Annotated in this window: 19 protein-coding genes; 18 read left to right on the top strand and 1 reads right to left on the bottom strand. The window is 57.1% G+C overall.

Annotated features, from left to right (window positions below; genetic code table 11):
- Positions 1 to 314 precede the first annotated feature (314 nt).
- The 5 genes from WKI41_RS03715 (at position 315) to WKI41_RS03695 (ending at position 5,569) form a co-directional block, all read left to right on the top strand.
- Entirely contained in the window at positions 315 to 1,844 is a 1,530-nt protein-coding gene (locus WKI41_RS03715; protein WP_340192144.1) for an ABC transporter substrate-binding protein, read from the top strand.
- A 140-nt stretch (positions 1,845 to 1,984) separates the two neighbouring features.
- Positions 1,985 to 2,926, top strand: a complete 942-nt coding sequence (locus WKI41_RS03710) for an ABC transporter permease (RefSeq protein ID WP_340192143.1) — start codon at positions 1,985 to 1,987, stop codon at positions 2,924 to 2,926.
- 15 nt (positions 2,927 to 2,941) lie between these two features.
- Complete coding sequence (locus WKI41_RS03705) at positions 2,942 to 3,820, top strand: ABC transporter permease (protein ID WP_340192142.1); 879 nt, start codon at positions 2,942 to 2,944, stop codon at positions 3,818 to 3,820.
- Position 3,821: 1 nt separating this feature from the next.
- Entirely contained in the window at positions 3,822 to 5,024 is a 1,203-nt protein-coding gene (locus WKI41_RS03700) for an amidohydrolase/deacetylase family metallohydrolase (RefSeq protein WP_340192141.1), read from the top strand.
- Between the two features lie 32 nt (positions 5,025 to 5,056).
- Positions 5,057 to 5,569 (top strand): RidA family protein, encoded by a 513-nt coding sequence (locus WKI41_RS03695; RefSeq protein WP_425340973.1) that lies wholly within the window; start codon positions 5,057 to 5,059, stop codon positions 5,567 to 5,569.
- 15 nt (positions 5,570 to 5,584) lie between these two features.
- On the opposite strand, the gene WKI41_RS03690 is transcribed toward WKI41_RS03695, so the two are convergent.
- Positions 5,585 to 6,403, bottom strand: a complete 819-nt coding sequence (locus tag WKI41_RS03690; protein ID WP_340192139.1) for an IclR family transcriptional regulator — start codon at positions 6,401 to 6,403, stop codon at positions 5,585 to 5,587.
- A gap of 110 nt (positions 6,404 to 6,513) precedes the next feature.
- Here WKI41_RS03690 and WKI41_RS03685 point away from each other — a divergent pair, with 110 nt between their 5' ends.
- The 13 genes from WKI41_RS03685 (at position 6,514) to WKI41_RS03625 (ending at position 20,665) form a co-directional block, all read left to right on the top strand.
- On the top strand, positions 6,514 to 7,710 hold the full coding sequence (locus tag WKI41_RS03685) for an aminotransferase class V-fold PLP-dependent enzyme (protein ID WP_340192138.1): 1,197 nt from the start codon (positions 6,514 to 6,516) through the stop codon (positions 7,708 to 7,710).
- A 74-nt stretch (positions 7,711 to 7,784) separates the two neighbouring features.
- Positions 7,785 to 9,626: a dipeptide ABC transporter ATP-binding protein gene (locus WKI41_RS03680; protein WP_340192314.1), complete on the top strand. Its 1,842-nt coding sequence runs from the start codon at positions 7,785 to 7,787 to the stop codon at positions 9,624 to 9,626.
- Positions 9,627 to 9,718: 92 nt separating this feature from the next.
- Positions 9,719 to 10,123, top strand: coding sequence for a gamma-glutamylcyclotransferase family protein (locus WKI41_RS03675; protein ID WP_340192137.1), 405 nt, complete (start codon positions 9,719 to 9,721; stop codon positions 10,121 to 10,123).
- A gap of 90 nt (positions 10,124 to 10,213) precedes the next feature.
- Complete coding sequence (locus tag WKI41_RS03670; RefSeq protein ID WP_340192135.1) at positions 10,214 to 10,666, top strand: nuclear transport factor 2 family protein; 453 nt, start codon at positions 10,214 to 10,216, stop codon at positions 10,664 to 10,666.
- A gap of 108 nt (positions 10,667 to 10,774) precedes the next feature.
- Positions 10,775 to 11,032, top strand: a complete 258-nt coding sequence (locus WKI41_RS03665) for a hypothetical protein (protein ID WP_340192134.1) — start codon at positions 10,775 to 10,777, stop codon at positions 11,030 to 11,032.
- A gap of 201 nt (positions 11,033 to 11,233) precedes the next feature.
- Positions 11,234 to 12,019: an exodeoxyribonuclease III gene (gene xth, locus WKI41_RS03660; protein WP_340192313.1), complete on the top strand. Its 786-nt coding sequence runs from the start codon at positions 11,234 to 11,236 to the stop codon at positions 12,017 to 12,019.
- A 146-nt stretch (positions 12,020 to 12,165) separates the two neighbouring features.
- A complete protein-coding gene (locus WKI41_RS03655; RefSeq protein ID WP_340192133.1) occupies positions 12,166 to 14,133 on the top strand; it encodes a putative bifunctional diguanylate cyclase/phosphodiesterase in 1,968 nt (655 codons plus the stop codon).
- 308 nt (positions 14,134 to 14,441) lie between these two features.
- Positions 14,442 to 15,134 (top strand): FadR/GntR family transcriptional regulator, encoded by a 693-nt coding sequence (locus WKI41_RS03650; protein ID WP_340192312.1) that lies wholly within the window; start codon positions 14,442 to 14,444, stop codon positions 15,132 to 15,134.
- A complete protein-coding gene (locus WKI41_RS03645; RefSeq protein ID WP_340192132.1) occupies positions 15,131 to 16,306 on the top strand; it encodes a PLP-dependent transferase in 1,176 nt (391 codons plus the stop codon). Before WKI41_RS03650 ends, WKI41_RS03645 begins: the two co-directional genes overlap by 4 nt.
- A 33-nt stretch (positions 16,307 to 16,339) precedes the next feature.
- Positions 16,340 to 17,599: an ABC transporter substrate-binding protein gene (locus tag WKI41_RS03640; protein ID WP_340192131.1), complete on the top strand. Its 1,260-nt coding sequence runs from the start codon at positions 16,340 to 16,342 to the stop codon at positions 17,597 to 17,599.
- Between the two features lie 245 nt (positions 17,600 to 17,844).
- Positions 17,845 to 18,747: a carbohydrate ABC transporter permease gene (locus WKI41_RS03635; RefSeq protein WP_425340987.1), complete on the top strand. Its 903-nt coding sequence runs from the start codon at positions 17,845 to 17,847 to the stop codon at positions 18,745 to 18,747.
- Positions 18,748 to 18,750: 3 nt separating this feature from the next.
- On the top strand, positions 18,751 to 19,581 hold the full coding sequence (locus WKI41_RS03630) for a carbohydrate ABC transporter permease (protein WP_340192129.1): 831 nt from the start codon (positions 18,751 to 18,753) through the stop codon (positions 19,579 to 19,581).
- A gap of 4 nt (positions 19,582 to 19,585) precedes the next feature.
- Complete coding sequence (locus WKI41_RS03625; protein WP_340192128.1) at positions 19,586 to 20,665, top strand: sn-glycerol-3-phosphate ABC transporter ATP-binding protein UgpC; 1,080 nt, start codon at positions 19,586 to 19,588, stop codon at positions 20,663 to 20,665.
- Positions 20,666 to 20,756: the final 91 nt, after the last annotated feature.

The following is a 20,756-nucleotide window of genomic DNA, read 5'->3' as shown; positions in this document are numbered from 1 at the left end:
TTGCGATCTTGGGCCCGATCGTTCCCGAGCTGATCGCTGTTGTCGGGGGCATGGCAGCGCTTAGCAAGCCACGTACTATGCCGTGAGTACCCGAAGCGCCCGCTTTCAGCAGAAAGGGCGGTGCGCTGCCTTGCGATAAACCTGTTCCTATCCAGAAGTACCTCCGCTCCCACGCTGGTCGAGACGACCGCTCCGTTCGTTGTGTCATTCCCACGCCCCGACAATAACCCGATTGACAGCCCCTCCCTTTCCGTTATTCTCTTATAAAAGCTTATATAACATAATAACGGAACAATGAAGCTGGGAGTATACACATGAAACTGAAGCTCGCATTCCTTCTCGCCACGGCAATGATTGTCAGCCCATCGGCTCTGTTCGCGCAGGATCGCGGCGGAGTGATCAATGTCGCGACGATTGGTGAGCCGCCGACCCTTGATCCCATGGCCTCCACCGCCGATCTCGTGGGCATCGTCACGCAGCATATTTTCGAAACGCTGTACACCTTCGACAAGGAATGGAAGACGACCCCACTTTTGGCCGAGAGTCTGCCTGAGATAAGCGCAGACGGCAAAACCTACACGATCAAGCTGCGCTCCGGTATCAAGTTCCATGACGGTTCGGATATGGCATCGGATGACGTTGTTGCTTCTCTCAATCGCTGGATCAAGGTTGCCTCGCGCGGCAAGCAGGCTCAGTCTTTCATCGACAAGATCGAAGCGACGGATCCTTCGACCGTAACCATTAGCCTGAAGCAGCCTTACGCGCCACTCGTCTCGCTTCTCGCCTTCAACAATTCGGCCGCGATCATTCTTCCTAAGGAAAAGCAGGAAGAGCCGATGAAGGAGTTCATCGGGACTGGACCTTATATGCTGAAGGAGCGAAAGGCGGACCAATATATCCAGCTCGTTCGCTTCGATGGCTACAAGTCACGCGATGGCGAAGGCAACGGTTACGGCGGCGGGCGACATCAGTATCTCGATGAAATCCGCTTTGTTCCGGTGCCGGACGCCAACACCCGCGTCGAAGCAGCGGTCTCCGGGCAGTATGACTATATCGATTCCATCCCAGTGGAATCGTTCGACAAGATCAAATCTTCCACCGCAACCGAACCTCTCGTGCTGAAGCCATTCGGCTATCCTGTTTTCGTCTTCAATACGGCTGAAGGCTTGGCGAAGGATGTTGCCATGCGCAAGGCGATTCGCCAGGCGCTCAGCATGGAAGACATGCTGGCGGCGGCTTTTGGCAGCACGGATTTCTATGCGCTTGACGGTGATATCTACCCGAAGAACTTCATCTGGAACACGGATGCGGGTGTGGAGGGCAACTATAATATTGCCGATCCTGAAGGTGCTGCCACAGCGGCCAAGGCTGCCGGCTATGATGGCGAAAAGCCAATCCGCATCCTCACAAGCCGCCAATACGAGTTCCACTACAAGATGGCGCAGGTCGCTGCCGAGTATCTGAAGCTTGCGGGCTTCAAGGTAGACATGCAGGTTGTGGACTGGGCAACCCTGACCCAGCGCCGCGCAGACAAGGCGTTGTGGGATATCTACATTACCCACAGCCCCTTCCTGCCTGAACCAGCTCTGATTGGCTCTCTTGCTCCAACATCTCCTGGCTGGTGGGACACGCCGCTACGCAAGCAGACGGTCGAAGCCTTCTCGGCGGAATCCGATCCGCAGAAGCGCATCGCTCTTTGGGCCGACGTGCAGAAGGCCATGTATGAGGAAATTCCATACATGAAGATCGGCGATTTCAATGCGGTTGCCGCGAAGTCCAAGAAGATCGAAGGTATTGAACCGGCCCCGTGGCCTTACTTCTGGAATGCCTCCATCAAGAAGTAGTCGTTCGCTGACCGGCATCGCGCCCGTGCCCGCCTCGTGTTCTGTGAAACATAGAGAGGGCCAGCGCGATACCGAAGCGCAACTCATCGCCGCGTGTCCAAGCAGACTCTTTTACCCTGCGACAAGGGAAAACGAAGCCTATGATCCGATATATCCTCCAGCGCCTCATCGGCATGATCGTCGTGATGTTTCTCGTCGTCACGATCGTCTTCATCATCGTGCGCGTCACACCGGGCGATCCCGCAGCCGTCATGCTCGGGCCGGATGCATCTGCGCAAGACATTGCGGACTTGAGAACCCGCTTGGGCCTCGACCAGTCGCTGGCGGTGCAATATTTCTACTACCTTGGTCAGATGCTGAAGGGCGACCTCGGTCAGTCTATCTTCCTCAATATGCCTGTCACCGCGGCGTTGTTTGATCGCGCCGAGCCGACTTTCTTTCTGACGCTGTTCTCGCTGCTGATTGCCAGTGTCATCGCCTTGCCGATCGGCATTTACGCCGCCTATCGCCGCGGCTCTTTTATCGACCAGGCAGCAACCACCGTTGCTATGCTGGCAGCCAGCATTCCGAGCTTCTGGCTCGGCCTTATTCTCATGCAGTTCTTTGCCGTGCGGCTGAACATCTTTCCGGTTTCTGGTTATGGTGGTCCGGGCTCGAGCTTCCTTGACCGCATGTATCATCTGACGCTTCCGGCTTTCGCACTCGGATTGGTGTCTTCGGCCTTGATCCTGCGTTTTACGCGCGCGTCGATGCTCGATGTTCTGGGTGACGATTACATTCGCACCGCCCGGGCAAAAGGCGTGGTCGAACGCCGCGTGGTGATGAAACATGCGCTGAAAAATGCGCTCATCCCAATTCTTACCGTCATCGGCTTGACCGCGGCAGTACTCATCTCAGGCGCCGTCGTGACGGAGACCGTGTTCGGTCTCCCCGGCGTCGGTAGCCTCGTTGTCTCGGCTGTTCTGCGACGCGACTATCCCGTCATTCAAGGGGCGCTTCTTGTCATTGCTGCGCTCTACGTCCTCATCAACTTCGCGATCGACATGCTCTACCTGCTGATCGATCCGCGTGTGCGCTACTAAAGGGAACGGGAAAAGATGACGGACATTGCCACATCCACACCGACGCCCGCAGCCAGCGAAGGCAGAAAGTTTCTGAAGCGGTTTGTGAAACGCAAGACGGTTGCCTTCGGCCTCATCGTCCTTGTCGTCTTCGTTGCGCTCGCCGCGCTCGCACCCTGGATCGCGCCTTACTCTCCGTCCAAGCTGTCGATCGTCAATCGCCTGAAGCCACCGAGTGAAACCTTCTGGTTCGGAACGGACGAATTCGGTCGAGACGTATTCTCGCGCACCATTTATGCAGGCCGCCTCTCGCTGCTCGTCGGTGCCTCCGTCGTTGCTTTATCCGCGATTATCGGCGTGACCCTTGGTCTGCTTGCCGGTTTCTTCAAGCGGCTGGATACGCCGATTGCGCGGTTGATCGACGCGATGATGGCGTTTCCGGATATTCTTCTCGCCATTGCACTCGTTGCAGCGCTCGGGCCTTCGCTCACCACCGTGATCATTGCCCTGTCGATCGTCTACTCACCGCGTCTTGCCCGCATCGTGCGTGCCTCAACGCTGGTGATACGTGAGCTTCCTTACGTCGAGGCAGCCCAGGCGCTTGGCATATCCACCTTCCACATCATGACACGGCATGTGCTGCGCAATCTGTTGTCGCCGATTTTGGTACAGGCTTCATTCCTGTTTGCCAGCGCCATGCTGGCGGAAGCTGGCCTCTCTTTCCTCGGGCTCGGTGTCAGCCCGGAAATTCCGACCTGGGGCACGATGATTGCCGCTGGCCGCCAATATATCGGACAAGCCGACTGGATGACCTATTTCCCCGGCTTTGCCATCATTCTTTCCGTTCTGTCGCTGCAAATGGTCGGCGACGGGTTGCGGGACATGCTCGATCCAAGACTGCGAAGGGATTTGTAATATGACCGGTCAACACGCAAAGCCGCTGCTGATCAAGAACGTCAAGCCCATGGCTTTTGGCGCAGGTGATAAAGATGTCGCCACCGATATTCTGGTGAACGGCGAGGGCAAGATTGCCGCTGTTGGACCGGCGCTTGCTTCCGACGACGCGACCGTGATCGACGGCAAAGGTGCTTGGATTTCGCCAGGTTGGGTCGATCTTCATGTTCACATCTGGCACGGCGGAACCGATATCTCGATACGGCCTTCCGAGTGTGGTGCTGAGCGCGGCGTGACGACGCTGGTCGATGCCGGCTCGGCGGGCGAAGCAAATTTCCATGGCTTCCGTGAGTATATCATCGAGCCGTCGAGGGAGCGTATCAAGGCGTTCCTCAATCTCGGTTCGATCGGGCTTGTGGCGTGCAACCGTGTGGCAGAACTGCGCGATATCAGGGATATCGACCTCGATCGCATTCTCGAATGCTACGCCGAAAACAGCGAGCATATTGTCGGCATCAAGGTTCGCGCCAGCCATGTCATCACCGGCTCATGGGGTGTGACACCGGTCAAGCTCGGCAAGAAGATTGCCAAGATCCTCAAGGTCCCGATGATGGTTCATGTCGGCGAGCCACCGGCACTCTATGATGAGGTGCTGGAAATCTTGGACCCCGGCGATGTCGTCACCCACTGCTTCAATGGCAAATCCGGCTCCTCGATCATGGAGGACGAGGATTTGTTCAATCTGGCGGAGCGCTGCGCATCGGAAGGTGTGAGGCTTGATATCGGCCATGGCGGAGCATCCTTTTCCTTCAAGGTGGCGGAAGCGGCGATTGCGCGCGGGCTTCTGCCCCACTCGATCTCGACCGACCTGCATGGCCACTCGATGAATTTCCCGGTCTGGGATCTGGCCACCACCATGTCCAAGCTGCTTTCGGTCGGCATGCCCTTCGACAAGGTTGTGAATGCCGTGACGCATGCGCCGGCAGAGGTCATAAAGCTTGATATGCAGAACCTGCTATCGGTCGGCGCGCGCGCCGATTTCACCATTTTCGACCTGGTCGATTCCGATCTTGAGGCAACCGATTCCAACGGCGATGTCTCGGTGCTGAAGCAGCTCTTCGAGCCTCGCTATTCGGTCATCGGCGCAGAGGCCATTACCGCCAGCCGCTACATACCCCGCGCGCGCAAGCTCGTGCGGCACAGCCACGGCTACTCGTACCGATAAAGTGGCGGATCGCCGCTGGATTGAATGAAAAGATGACAGGAGTTCGCGTGACACAGTCCCCGATCAAGATCGAAGCCAAGGCACAAACGCCGCGCGACCGGCTTTCCGCACTCGGTATAGACCTGCCGCCGGCGCCACCGCCTATCGCCAACTTCGTCACCCATGTCGTTGAAGGCAACATGCTTTATCTTTCGGGGCAGGGCCCCCGAGAGGCAAATGGCTTCTTGCACACCGGCAAGGTCGGCGTGGATGTATCTGTCGAACAGGCCTATGAGGATGCGAGGCTGACCGGCATCAATCTTCTCGCCGTGATGAACGAGGCGCTCGGGGACCTCTCGCGCGTCAAACGGGTCGTAAAGCTTCTCGGCATGGTCAACGCCTCGCCTGAATTCAAGGATCATCCTCAGGTCATCAACGGCTGCTCGGACCTCTTCAATGCCGTCTTCGGCGAAGCGGGACGCCATGCCCGCTCTGCCGTCGGCTTTGGCTCACTTCCGGGAAACATCACCGTCGAGATCGAAGCGATTATCGCGTTGCGGGATTAAGGGGCAATGAGACGATTAGCGGTTGCGCCATCCCATCAGCTGTTCGATCCTTGCGGCCGACGCCTTGACGCGGTCCGCGTAGCCGGCTTTGTCGGCCATGACCTTCTGCTCGGGAAGGACGATGGAGATCGTCGCAACGCAGTCTCCACGATTATCGACAATCGGCGAGGCGATGCAGGCGACGGAGTAATCGGATTCGCCCGCCTGGATCGACAGACGTTCTTCAAAGGCTTTGCGTGCAGCGTCCGACAGGCTTTTGGCGTCGATGGTAGCGCGACCGGTTGGCGATATGCGGGCTCCGCGCTTGAACAGGTCGATGCGCTGTTCTTCCGGCATGTGGCCTACGAGAAGGCGGCCAGACGCCGTCCAATTCAGCGGCACGCGGGTTCCCACACGCGATGCCACCTGGAAATGGTTCGGGCCGTCCGCCATGGCGAGAACCAGCATATGCTCGTCGTCACGTCCGCATACCTGCACCGTTTCACCCGCCTCACGGCAAAGATCGTGCATCTCATGCATGGCGACGCTCATGAAGTCGAGCGAGCGCGCATAGGCGAGACCGTAATGGTAAAGCCGTGCGCCCAGCCAGATGCTGCCATCGTCGTTCCGGGCAAGCATGTTCTTTTCCACAAGATCGTCGATGATCGCGTAAATCGTGGAAAGCGGCGCTTTCACCGCCTTGGCAATGGCGTAAGCGCCAGCCGGAGCGCCCCTCTCATACAGGTAGTCGATGACCTGGATGGCGCGGTCGATGCCGCTGACGCGCGAGCGCCGCGCCTTGCCGCCGTCCTCGGACGAGGAAAGCTCGGAGGCTTCAGCAGATGAAGGCGTCATATCCAATTCACGCTCCCGCGGATCAAAGAACCTATTGCGTTATTATGGCATAGCCTTCCGCGGGGCAAGAGCAATCACGGCCAGACAGGCTGGCAGACTGGAGAAAGATAATGTCAGACGATATCCGCACGAAGATCGGTCTTCGCCCCGTCATCAATGTTTCAGGCACGATGACGAGCCTTGGTGCTTCCATCGTCGTTCCCGAGGCGATAGAAGCCATGGCGGCGATCCTGCCGCAATTCGTCGAAATCAACGACCTTCAGCGCAAGGCAAGCGCCATCATTTCGCGCCTGACCGGCGGGGAGGCGGGTTTCGTGACGGCGTCATGCTCCGCCGGAATCAGCCTCGCTGTCGCCGGCGCCATTACCGGACCTGATCTTCTGGCAATCGAGAGACTGCCGGAGACCTCCACGCCCAAGAACGAAGTTTTGGTGCAGATGGGGCATGTCGTCAGCTACGGTGCGCCAGTCGATCAATCGATCCGGCTTGCAGGGGGCAAGGTGGTGATGATCGGCCAGGCAACTTCCACCCATCGGTATCACATGGAGAATGCGATTACGGATCGCACGGCAGCAGCTGTCTATGTCGTCTCCCATCACGTGGTGGATTACGGGCTTCTCAATCTCAAGGAGTTCGTCGAGATCGCGCATGCAAAGGGCGTACCGGTCATCGTCGATGCGGCATCCGAATATGACCTGCGGATATTCCTGGAGCAGGGCGCCGACATTGCTCTTTATTCCGGCCACAAGTTCCTCGGCGGCCCAACCTCCGGCATCGTCGCTGGCAAGAAGAACCTCGTGCGCAATGCCTTCCTGCAGAACATGGGGATCGGGCGCGGCATGAAAGTCGGCAAGGAAAGCATCTTCGGCGTGATGGCCGCCCTGGAAGCGTGGGAGAAGCGCGACCATGCCGGTATTCGCGACCGCGAGACCGGCTATTTGAACCTGTGGAAGGAAACGCTCGCCGACCGCCCTGGGATCACCGCCCTGATCGAACCGGATCCCACCAATAATCCGCTCGACCGAATGCGCGTGATCGTCTCGCCGCAGGAAGCCCACATCACCGCTTGGGATTTGGCCGCACGTCTTCGCAGCGGCCCGACGCCGATCATCGTGCGCGACCACGAGGTAGAGCATCACTACTTCTATCTCGACCCTTGTAATCTCCACCCTGGCCAAGAGCGGATCGTCGCAGCACGACTTGCTGAGGAGCTTGATACTGCACGCGCTTCAAACGAGGTGATCGCCACGCCGTTTGAGAATTTGAGCCGCCATCGCTTCGATGGTGCGTTGCGTTGGCCTGATTGAGCAAGCAAGCAGTCGGCCCGAAGGGGCCGCATAGCCTGCTACTTCAACGAATTTGACAAGGAACGACGATGACGATGTCCAACGCCCTGAACAAGACCGTGACTGCACCGGCCGCCGGCCCGGTTCTTGCCGTTGAAAATCTGAGAACATCCTTCCTCGTCGATGGTGCCTGGAGGCCGGTTGTGCGGGACATTTCCTTCACGGTGATGCCCGGCGAAACAGTAGCGATTGTCGGCGAAAGCGGCTCCGGCAAGTCGGTCACATCTCTCTCGATCATGCGACTGTTGCAGCCGGATATGAGCAGGATCGAAGGCAAGGTCATGCTGGGCGGGCGTGATCTTCTTGCGCTGCCGGAGCATGAGATGCGCAAGGTGCGCGGCAATGATGTTGCGATGATCTTCCAGGAGCCGATGACGAGCCTGAACCCTTTGTTGACCATCGGGGATCAGATTTCCGAGGCGTTGCTTTCGCACTTGCCGATGAGCAAGGCAGATGCGCGGGCCGAGACCATCCGTATTCTGGAGAAGGTGCGCATTCCGTCCGCGGTCTCTCGCTTCGATGAATATCCCCACCGCTTTTCCGGTGGCATGCGTCAGCGCGTGATGATTGCCATGGCGCTTGCAACCAAGCCGGCACTTCTGATTGCCGATGAACCGACAACGGCCCTCGACGTGACTATCCAGGGCCAGATCCTCGACCTGATCAAAATGTTGCAGGAAGAGGAAGGAACATCCGTTCTCTTCATCACACACGATATGGGTGTCGTGGCCGAAATTGCTGACCGCACCGTCGTGATGTATCGCGGCGAGCAGGTGGAAACCGGCCCGACGGCAGACATCTTCAACCGCGGCCAGCATCCCTATACCCGCGCTCTTTTGTCCGCAGTCCCCGTACTTGGCTCCATGCAGGCGCATCAGAGACCGCTGCGCTTTCCGGTGGTGGATGTGACGACAGGTCTGTCCGATGAACCTGTTGTGGTGGAAGATACGGTCGTTCATGGCCGGCCGGTTCTGGAAGTTCGCAATCTCACCAAGCGGTTCGACATCCATTCCGGCCTCTTTGGTACGCTTACCGGACGGGTGCATGCCGTGGAAGACGTATCCTTCGATCTCCATGCAGGCGAGACGCTCTCACTCGTCGGTGAGTCGGGATGCGGAAAATCGACGACGGGCCGTGCTATCATGCGGCTCATCGAACCCAACAGTGGCTCGGTCATCGTTGAGGGCCGCGACGTTCTGGCGCTGAGCAAGCAGGATATGCGCGAGATGCGCAAATCCGTGCAGATGATCTTTCAAGATCCGTTCGCCTCTCTCAACCCGCGCATGACTGTGGGTGCGGCCATTGCAGAGCCTTTTCTTGAGCATAAGATGGGAAGCGCCAGAGAGGCGAAAGACGTCGTCGCCGACATGCTGACGAAAGTCGGCCTCACACCCGACATGGCAGGAAGATACCCGCACGAGTTTTCAGGCGGGCAGAGACAGCGCGTTTGTATCGCCCGTGCACTCGCTCTGAAGCCGAAGGTTATTGTCGCAGACGAAAGCGTCTCGGCGCTCGACGTGTCGATCAAGGCGCAGGTGATCAATCTGATGCTCGATCTTCAGCAGAGCCTGGGACTGGCGTTCCTGTTCATCTCTCACGACATGGCTGTGGTAGAGCGTGTCAGCCACCGCGTCGCTGTCATGTATCTGGGCGAGATCGTCGAGATCGGCCCCCGCGCCGCCGTGTTCGGCAATCCGCAACATCCTTACACCAAGCGGCTGATGGCTGCTGTACCGGTGCCAGACCCGGAACGCAGACGACTGAAAAGCGCGGCGCCCGTGGAAGAGCTGAAAAGTCCCGTACGCCCGGTCGAGTACAAGGTCATGCCGGCTCGCTTTCGCCAAGTCGCGGAAGGGCACCTTGTGGCTGAGAGCTGACAACCAACGGCCTGATATCTGGCGGTATCGATCCGACCGGAACGACTTCTTACAACGCGGCGTTCACTCCCGCATTGTAGGAGGAGCAGGCATTGAACGTATTTATTTATGGGACACTGAAGCGAGGCTTTGCTCTACACGAAAAAGGCCTTTCCGGTGCTCGTTACATGGGCGATGTTCAAACGGTGAAACCTTACCCGCTTCATATCGCTGCTGATTTCTTCGGTCCAATGATGTTGGATCGTCCAGGTGTCGGGCTCAGCGTTCGGGGCGAATTGTTTGAGATCGAGGAAGACAGGTTGAGCATCCTCGATGCCCTCGAAGATGTCGGAAAAGAAGGAAGCTTCCGATCCGTGCTCGACATCAGACCGATTGACGGCGGTGTAGTCTCGTCGGCCGTCGGCTTTTTCAAGGGCGAGAACTGGCTGAATCCGATGCACTCAGGTTACCTTGCGGACTATCAGGACCGTCGTTTCATTCCTCCGTGGGAGAGATAAGCCAGCGCTGATCACAGCCCCGCCGGCATTTGTTCGGAACTTGCATCCAACCTCATGGTTGGTGGTCCTTCAACAAACGAGGATCATGGCATGTCGCAGCAAACATCCGACTTCATCGAAGCATTGCACAAATTGGAGCAGTCTGAGGATCCCGGCCCGATCTCCAATCTCTTTTCCGACAATGCGCAGCTCTCGAACCCACTGACGAAGGACGACGCGTCCGACCCATCCTCTTTCTGGAAGAACTATCGCGGCTCCTTTGAGAAGGTACAATCTGAATTTATGGCAGTCGTCGAGGGTGACGGCACGGCCATGTTGGAATGGAGCAGTTCCGGCACCATCGAGGGGCAGCCTTTTTCCTATAGTGGTGTCAGCGTTCTGGAGTTTGAGGGCGGCAAGATCAAGACGTTCAGGGCCTATTTCGACCCCCGCCAACTGGTGGCTTACACCATGGGCGGTGGGCACTCCGATCATGCGGAAGCCGTTCCGGAAGATGCGCAACGTGAAGCAGCAGAGCAGAGAGCTGCAGGAGGTTATAGCTGAGGGCTGCGACATCTCGCAGCTACTGCGGGGAGAGAACCCGTTCCTTTTCGACGACGCGGAACAACAACTCGCCCACTGTGTTAGCCTTTGCAACTTGGGAGAAAAGTGATGAACGACAAATCGAATGAGGACAATAAAGCCGTCCCGCAAACCTGGTCCGCAGATCACGGAGGAGGCGTATCGCCGCCAACGTCGACCGGAACAGTCGACGAAGAGCAGGTTCACGAGCCATCGAATGACTGGCCTGCTGCGGACGGTGTAGAGCACGATCCGGTTGAGCCTGTACCGTCGCCCGTCGAAGAATTCGATCCGCCCAAGCCGGACGATCGCCGCACGTTCCAGAACGGCGATACAGATCGTAATTAACCTGATGTCTCTTTCGTAGAAAGAAGGGATATCGCTCGATAGGGTCGGCTGCGCATCCATAATAGAGTGAAGACCGAGCGTCTCATGCTCGGTCTTTCAGTGCCGGTAATCCGAAATGGACCAACCCTTGACCAATCGGCCTGCCGACAGTTGGAAGGGATGGGTCGTGCCAGCTTCATGCGCAATCGACGAGGTCAAAGCTTGAAAATTGCGAGCTACAACGTCAACGGCGTGAACGGCCGCCTGGAGAACCTGATCCGATGGCTCGATGAAGCATCCCCCGACATTGTTTGCCTTCAGGAGCTCAAGGCTCCGCAGACTAAATTCCCTATCAAAGCCATAGAGGCGAGCGGCTACGGCGCGGTGTGGCTCGGGCAGAAATCCTGGAACGGTGTAGCAATCCTTGCTAAAGGCAACGAGCCGCACCTCACCAGACGGAGGTTGCCGGGCGATAGCAAGGATGATCAGAGTCGCTATATCGAAGCCATCGTCGACGGAACGTTGATTGGCTGCCTCTATGCCCCGAACGGAAACCCTTATCCCGGCCCCAAATTTAATTACAAGCTGAGATGGCTCAAAGCTTTGCGCGACTACGCAGCCGAACTTCTTGAACTCAATGTCTCCTCCATACTTGTTGGGGATTATAATGTCATGCCGACGGAGCTAGACGTCTATAAGCCGGAGCGGTGGAAGAACGACGCGCTGTTTCGCATCGAGGTGAGAAACATCTTCAAGGCGCTCGTTGAGCAGGGCTGGACCGACGCCCTGAGGTATCTCCACCCTGAAGAACGCATTTTCACATTTTGGGATTATTTCAGGAATGCTTTTGGCCGTGACGCCGGGCTTCGCATCGATCACTTTCTTCTTAGTCCTGAAGCTGCGTCTCGCCTTGTCAACGCGAAAGTCGACAAGCACGTGCGAGGGTGGGACCACAGCAGCGACCATGCACCGGTATGGATCGAACTGAAAGATCATCCAAACCCTTAACCCGATCGCTCATCCCAATACATACCTGAACACCTCCGCCATCGCTATGTTTTGCGGCGGAATTCATCTTGCTTTTAGACGTTTACACTTCCGTAGGTTGCGAACGATAATATTAGATAATTCTCATTTTAGGATATTGCCGCTCTATGACTTCGGTAGCTTTTGACGCCAGCGTGAAGAGAGATCAACTCGTCACTTTACGCAAGACGGTGGCTTTATCGATACCGATCAACATCGCCCTGGGGCTTTGTGCCTTCGTGGTGGCAGCTTATTATGGAAATGGCCAAGCCGGTGCGATCTGGTTTTTCTTGTCGACGTTAGCAAATGCGGCGCGGCTTGTTGCTTGTAAGTTTCCATTGCCCGAGATGCCAAGCGGACCGGCAGCCGGTGATCTTGAGGCTTCCAACAGAACCACCCGCAACTATCTCCATCTGCACATCGCGTTGGCTTTCGCATCGGGCTTGGTTTGGGCTTGGGTCCCGGTGCTCTGCGATTGGTACACGTCGCCGCAGACATTGTTCTATGCGCTGATCGTGTGTGGCATCACCGCGGGTGCAGTTACGTACGGCTATTCATTCGCAAAAGTTCCGACCGCCTTCATAACGCCGCCTCTTCTCACCAGCGCCTACTGGCTTGAGCAATCCGGCGATTTGGACAAATTGCTGATCTCATGCACCGTCGGTCTTTACCTCTTTGCTCTCATTCGCGGGGCACGGGTAAACGAGAGGCTGTTCTGCAACGACAGCAGGAAGAGGAATGAGGCGATTGCACTCTCCGGCCAGTTGGAGACAACCACAAATCAAGCGTTGATGCTGGCAAGGAACGCGTCTGAACTGGTCGGGATCGACAAGCTGACAGGGCTGCTCAACCGGCATGGCTTCTCAGATCGGGCGGAGCCTCTCTTTGCGCGTGAGACGGACAATGTCATGTTCATGCTGGATCTCGACGGGTTCAAATCCATCAACGATGCGTTCGGACATCAGGCTGGCGATCGGGTTCTTGTCGAAGCAGCAAAGCGCATCGATGAGGTTATCGGTCCACACGGTTTTGCCGCGCGTCTCGGTGGCGACGAGTTCGCAATCGTTGTCACTGAACCCTGCGGCGATTCCAGCTTTAGGTTTCTGGCGAAGACATTGATCAGCGCTGTCTCCCGCCCTTATGCGGGCATCGAACCCCTGACACTCGGCGTCAGCATCGGTGTTTATCACGGTGCCGGTGCGGCATTGGATGATGCCCTGATGTATTCGGACATTGCCCTGTATGCAGCCAAGAAAAACGGACGCAACCAATTCCGGATATTCGATGCGGACTTGCGCGATGAGATTGAGCGTCGCCGCGACATCGAGATTGGTTTGATCGAAGCGCTTGCTCATCAGAAACTTGAGGTCTGGTACCAACCGATTGTCCGGAGCGATACGCAAGAGATCGAAAGTCTGGAGGCGTTGTTGCGGTGGAACCACCCACGGCTTGGCTGGATTTCTCCGCTCAAAATCGTTGCCGCGGCTTCGTCCATTGCTCGATCGGGCGAGCTTTTAAAATATATATTCAATGATGTAGCGACAACGCTAGCTGCCTTGGACAATCAAGATATCAGGGTCGCGGTGAACATCTCTCCACGCGAGCTTGCCCGCAACGATGTCGAGGCGCTGATGACGGAATGCTTCAGCGCCGTAGAGATCGCACTGAGCCGGCTAGAGCTTGAGATCACCGAGGACGCGACAATCGATCAGGAAAACGTCAAGACACGGCTGAATTCGCTGTCGGAGAAGAATGTCAGACTGGCGATCGACGATTTCGGCACGGGATACTCCTCCTTGGCCACCTTGCAGCAGTTGCAGATCAGCAGGCTGAAAATCGATAAGTCATTCGTGACCGGTACGCGCGCCGGCTCGACGAACAGTTCGCTGATCGAAGCGATGGTGAAGGTTTCAGACGCGCTCGGATTTGAAGTCGTCGCCGAAGGTGTCGAAACGAAAGACGATCTTCGCATGGTCCAAAGCCTCGGGTGTACCTTCTCGCAAGGGTACTATTTCTCCAGAGCGGTTCCGCGGAACGAGGTGCTGGCGCTGATCGAGCAACGGAATCAAGCAGGCTTGAAAGGCCAACGGAACTAACTTCACGCGTCGGAACGACTGTCTGGAGATAAAACGCGCGATCTCCGACGGCTTTACGCGCCCTACTACGGGCAGGCAGCGAAGCTTTATGCGCTGGCCAGTCCGATAGCGACACGATGCGCGCTGAGTATTTTGGCACCCAAGGTGGCTGCTGTTTGCGCGTTTATTTTCAGGAGCCACTACAAAACTGGGCCAGCCGGCTTGACGCATGCGCCAAAATCAAGATGATCCTAACCGGTAAGATGTCAGACCAATTGCGTGGCTGATGATTGCGGGGGCGGATGGATCAGACACTTGAAAAGCACGTGATGACTCCGCTGCCGGTCATGGACCGCGTACGCCAGGTCGAAGGCGCGCTTGTCGAGTTTGTCGAGCGGGCTGATCTGAAGCCTGGAAGCCGTCTGCCTGCCGAGCGCGAGCTGATGTCGGCGTTGGGTGTGGGGCGTTCCACAATCCGCGAAGTGATCCGCAAATTCCAGGCTCTTGGGATTATCGATTCCCGCAAGGGGAGCGGGAATTATCTTTTGAAGCCCATCTCCACCGCGACTGTGCATATGCCCATCTCCATCGAGGCGGAAAGCCTGCGCGACGCGCTTTTGATGACGCTGGAAGTGCGGCGCGGCATCGAGGTTGAGGCGTCGATGGCTGCTGCTCGCCGTCGCACCGAAGATGATATCGAAACGATGCGTCTTCGGCTTGAAGAAATGGAGCGCGTCCATCTGGCCGAGGGCACCTCCGGCAAGGCCGATCTTGCCTTCCACCTTTCCATTTACGACGCCACCCATAACTCGCTGTTCAAGCAATTGCTCGAGCAGATGCGAGAAGGCTTCGAGCGCTTTTGGTCAAAGCCCTTCGACAGGCCTGATTTTGCGTCCCGCTCCTTTCCTTTCCACCGCACTCTGTTCAATGCCATCGTTGCCGCGGACGCCCCTGCAGCGCGGCAGGAAACATTGAAAATCCTCGAAATCGTCGAGGAAGATATCAAGGACATGTCCAAATGAGCCAAGGCTCTGAATTTTTCGATGCTGCGTCGCTCATCGTCGCCCATGACGACACCCATGCTTTCGAAGCCGTGGTCCCACCTCTGGTGCAGACATCGCTCTTTACCTTCTCAAGCTATGACGAGATGGTTGCGACGTATCGCGGTGAAAAGAGCCGTCCTGTCTACACCCGCGGACTGAACCCGACCGTTCGCATGTTCGAAGAGATGCTCGCAAAGCTTGAAGGCGCCGAAGATGCGCTTGGTTTTGCCAGTGGCATGTCGGCTATTTCCTCCACTGTTCTGTCCTTCGTTTCGCCCGGCGATCGGATCGTCGCGGTGCGCCACGTCTATCCAGATGCGTTTCGTCTGTTTGGAACGTTGATGAAGCGCATGCAAGTCGAGGTAACGTATGTCGACGGTCGCGACGAAGCTGCGGTAGAGAAAGCGATGCCAGGTGCCAAGCTCTTTTACATGGAGAGCCCGACAAGCTGGGTTATGGAGGCCCATGATGTCGGCGCCTTAGCGGCGATTGCCAAGCGACACGGCGCGATTTCCGTCATCGACAATTCCTGGGCCAGCCCGATTTTTCAGACGCCCTTGGCGCTTGGCGTCGATCTCGTCGTGCATTCCGCCTCGAAATATCTCGGCGGTCACAGCGACGTCGTTTCCGGTGTCGTGGCCGGATCCAAGGCCATGATCGACCGCATACGGGCTGAGGCCTATCCTTATCTTGGCGGCAAGATGTCGCCCTTCGATGCATGGCTGTTGATCCGCGGGCTGCGCACACTTCCGATCCGCATGAGGGCGCATCAGGAATCGGCACTGGCGATCGCATCGCGTCTACAGGCGCTCGACGTCGTGGAGACAGTTTGCCATCCGGGGTTGGCGAACCGTCTTCCGCCCGGGCTGAACGGCACGTCGGGTCTTTTCTCCTTCATCTTCCGTGAGGGGGTGGATGTGCGCGCTTTTGCCGGCAAGCTTCAGCTTTTCAAATTGGGAGTGTCCTGGGGCGGGCATGAGAGCCTGATCGTCCCCGGTGAGGTGGTGCTCGAGCAGAAGGCGCAGCCGAATTCCGCACATACCTTCGGTATCAGCCCGCGCTCTGTGCGCCTGCATGTGGGGCTGGAGGGCACTGAAGCGCTCTGGAATGATCTCGAACCAGCTATCAGAGCGGCATCCGCCGCAGCCTGACGCATTGTGACGACAACAAAAAGGGAGAACGACATGAAAAAACTGGTAGCAGCAGCATTATTTACCGCGATGATGGCCGGAACGGCGCTTGCCGACACGACCCTGAAACTCGTGGAAGTCATCACCAGCCCCGAGCGTACCGAGACGCTGAAAAGCCTCGTCGGCAAATTCGAGGCAGCCAACCCCGGCACGAAAGTTGAAATCATTTCGCTTCCATGGAACGAAGCCTTTCAGAAGTTCGCGACAATGGTGTCGGCTGGCGATGTGCCGGATGTCATGGAAATGCCAGACACATGGCTGTCGCTCTATGCTAACAACGGCATGCTCGAAAGCCTTGAGCCTTATCTCGCGAAGTGGGAATATACACCCGGTCTGACGCCGCGAGCTCTGGAGCTCGGTCGCGATGTGAAGAACACCGCCTACATGCTGCCCTACGGCTTCTATCTGCGCGCCATGTTCTACAACAAGAAGCTGCTTGAACAGGCCGGGGTGAAGGAGCCACCAAAGACACTGGAAGAGTTCGCGGACGCATCCAAGAAAATTTCGGCCATTCCCGGCAAGTATGGCTATTGCTTGCGCGGTGGTCCGGGCGGTTTAAATGGCTGGGTGATGTTCGGCGCTTCGATGGCGGGCTCCAACGAGTTCTTCACCAAGGACGGGAAGTCCACGTTCGACAGCCCCGGCTGGGTCAAGGGCCTCACCTATGTCGTTGATCTCTACAAGAACGGTTACGCGCCGAAGGACAGCGTCAACTGGGGCTTTAACGAAATCGTCGCCGGTTTCTATTCCGGCACCTGTGCCTTCCTTGATCAGGACCCGGACGCTCTGATCGCGATTGCTCAGCGCATGAAGAGCGAAGATTTTGGTGTCATGACCATGCCGAAGGGCCCGGATGGCAAGACCTTCCCGACCATCGGTTTTGCCGGCTGGTCGATGATGGCGTCCTCGAAGGACAAGGACCTTTCCTGGAAACTGATCGAAACGCTGGAAGGACCTGAAGGCAATATCGAGTGGAACAAGAAGACCGGTGCTCTTCCCGTTCATACCTCCGCCGAGAAGGATCCCTTCTACGCGAGCGAACAGTTCAAGGGATGGTTCGAGGAGCTGGCAGACAAGAATGCCGTGCCGACGACCATGCCGACCTACCTTGAGGAGTTTGCGTTCTTCAAGGACTCGCTGGTGATCAAGACCTCACAGGAAGCTCTTCTGGGTGATATCACCCCGGAAGACCTTGCCAAGCAGTGGGCGGATTACATGACGAAGGCTCAGCAGAAGTTCCTTCAGTCCAAGTGATGGAAGGCGGTGGCGTGTCTTTTTAGGTGCGCCACCCCGACGCCCGAAAGAATTTTGTAGCGCTGTATGAGCCTGCACGGGCTCTAGCGCTTCAACCCATTGTTTTGTCGCATGTCGTGATCGCTAGTCCTTGGAGATGACCGCACGACATGCCGTGATGTTGAGATCAGCGCGCAGGCTTCCGGGCCGGACTTCGTTACGCTGAGGAGCAATTGATGCCATCATTTTCAAGCGCCACACCTGCGATGTCGCACAAGCCCATGTTGCAAAGGCTGGCCACCTCAGCTGAGCCCTGGCTTTACAGCGCGCCGGTCCTCATTCTCATCGTCACGGTGATGATGGTGCCACTGGTGCTGGGGTTGTCCTACGCATTCCGCGATGTTCAATTGCTCAATCCATTTTCCGGCGGCTTCATCGGTCTGGAGCATTTCAAGACACTGTCTCAGGATGCCGCCTTCTATCGAGCATTGAAGAACACATTATGGTGGACTGGCGCTTCGGTGTTCCTGCAATTCTTCTTCGGCCTGGTACTGGCCCTGCTGCTTGACAAGCCGTTTGCCGGGCGCGGTATCGCTCAGGCTCTGGTGTTTCTTCCCTGGGCGGTTCCCACCTTTCTCGCCGGCCTTAATTGGGCGTGGTTGTTCAACCCGGTGATTGGGCCGCTGCCGTATTGGATGACGTCGCTCGGCATGCTTTCGGCGCCAAACAATATTCTGGCGGATCCGCATCTGGCCATGTGGGGTCCGATCATCGCTAATGTGTGGTGGGGCATCCCTTTCTTCGCCATCACTCTACTGGCGGCTTTGCAGGCTATTCCGCGTGATCTGTACGAGGCAGCCTCCATTGACGGTGCGAGCCCGCTTCAACGGTTCACCTCGATCACCCTGCCGTTCCTGGCGCCAACGATCGCCATCACCGTCCTGCTACGTACCGTCTGGATCGCCAATTTTGCCGACCTCATCATCGTCATGACGAATGGCGGTCCGGCTGACCGCACTCAGATCGTCGCAAGTTACATTTTCACTCAAGCCTTCAAGCGGCTGGACTTTGGTTATGCTTCGGCGATCGCGCTGGTACTGCTGGTCCTTCTGCTTGCTTACTCCATGCTGATCGTCATCATGCGCCAGCGCCTCATCGAGAAGGATTGATCCGTGACCGGCCGAGTTTTTTTGACAGTCGCGCACCGTCTGGCGATTCTCGTCTACATAGCGTTTGCGCTCTTTCCTCTGTTCTGGCTGCTCAAGGTTTCGGTGACGCCGAACGACCTGCTCTACAGCGAAGGCGTGCGGCTATGGCCGTCGCGCGCGACCTTCGATCACTACCGCTTCGTAATCGAAAACAGTGCATTCCCGACGTTCTTCAAGAACAGCGTCATCGTGGCGGGATCGACGGCTTTTGCCGTTACTGTGCTATCGTCACTTTCCGGTTATGCGCTTTCACGCTTTCACTTCCGGGGGAAGTACTGGATCATCGCCCTGATGCTGATCACCCAGATGTTTCCGTTGGTCATGCTGGTGGCACCGATCTTCAAGATCCTATCGCCCTTGGGGCTGACCAACAGCCTGACCGGCCTCGTCATCGTCTACACCGCGTTCAACGTACCTTTCGCGACGTTCCTCATGCAGTCGTTCTTCGATGGCATTCCAAAGGATCTGGAAGAAGCCGCCATGATCGACGGCGCAAGCCGCTTTACCGCCTTTCGCCAGATCATCCTGCCACTGACCTTGCCCGGGATCGCCGCAACGCTTGGCTTTGTATTTACCGCGGCCTGGAGCGAGTTGCTCTTCGCATTAATGCTGATTTCCGGAAATCAGAGCGCGACCTTCCCGGTCGGTCTGCTGACATTCGTGTCGAAATTCTCGGTTGATTTCGGACAGATGATGGCAGCCGGCGTCCTGGCGCTCATTCCCGCGTGCCTCTTCTTCCTGCTGATCCAAAGATATCTCGTGCAGGGCCTGACGGCCGGTGCAGTGAAAGGATAAATCTATGGCTTCCATCGAGCTGAACCGCGTCGCCAAGTCCTACGGCGATCATCCTGTCCTGCATGGCGTCGATCTCTCCATTGCCGATGGCGAATTTGTCGTTCTCGTTGGCCCGTCCGGCTGTGGCAAATCCACACTACTGCGCATGATTGCGGGGCTGGAGGAAATTACATCCGGTACGCTTTCCATCGACGGGCACCTTGTCAACAATCTGAAACCTAAGGATCGTGACATCGCCATGGTGTTTCAATCCTATGCGCTCTACCCGCATATGAGCGTGGCCGACAATATGAGCTATAGCCTTCGACTTCGCCGCAGCCCCAAGGAGGCGATTGCAGCGGCGGTTTCGTCGGCATCGAGCAAGCTTGGTCTCGATCCCTATCTTGCAAGGCGTCCGAAGGCTCTATCAGGCGGCCAGCGCCAGCGTGTCGCGATGGGTCGTGCCATCGTACGTCAGCCCAAAGCCTTCCTTTTCGACGAGCCCTTGTCGAACCTCGACGCACGTCTGCGCGAGCAGATGCGCGCGGAAATCAAGCGCATGCATGCAGATTTGCGCGCAACCTCCGTCTACGTCACCCATGACCAGATCGAAGCCATGACGCTCGCCTCGCGCATCGTCGCCATGAACGCCGGATATGTGCAACAGATCGGCGCACCGCTCGATCTTTATGATCGGCCAGCCAATCTCTTCGTTGCCGGATTTATCGGTTCGCCAGGAATGAATTTCCTCGAAGGCCGCTGTGTTCAGAAGCCGTATGGGAGCGCAATGTCGCTGCCCGACGGTAGCCAGCTTCCTCTCGGACGAACGATTCCGCTTAAAGATGGTGAGACCATGACTCTCGGCATCCGTCCCGAGCACGTCGTCGTTGCACCAGAAACTGGCGGTGTTGATGCTAAGGTGGAACTCGTCGAACCAACTGGTCTTGGCATCATTCTGCACCTTACGGTGCATGGGCTGCCCTTCAAACTGTTCTCGTCGGATCGCGCGCTGTTGCAGCCTGATGCCTCGATCAGCGTCGGCTTACCCGACACCAAGCTCCACGTCTTTGACAGCAATGGCGACCGGGTAGATATTGTCCACTAACACATGTCGCGAGGACGTCTTCTGACAGTTCTTCCTTTACAAGGCGGCGTTAGACACGCCGCCTTGTAGGGCCAGTCTTGCACGCAAAGGC

It is taken from the genome of Agrobacterium larrymoorei, from assembly GCF_037722385.1.
Classification (GTDB): Bacteria; Pseudomonadota; Alphaproteobacteria; order Rhizobiales; family Rhizobiaceae; genus Agrobacterium; species Agrobacterium larrymoorei_C.
The sequence above is the reverse complement of the archived record's forward strand: the minus strand, read 5'-3'. Positions and strand labels throughout refer to the sequence as shown.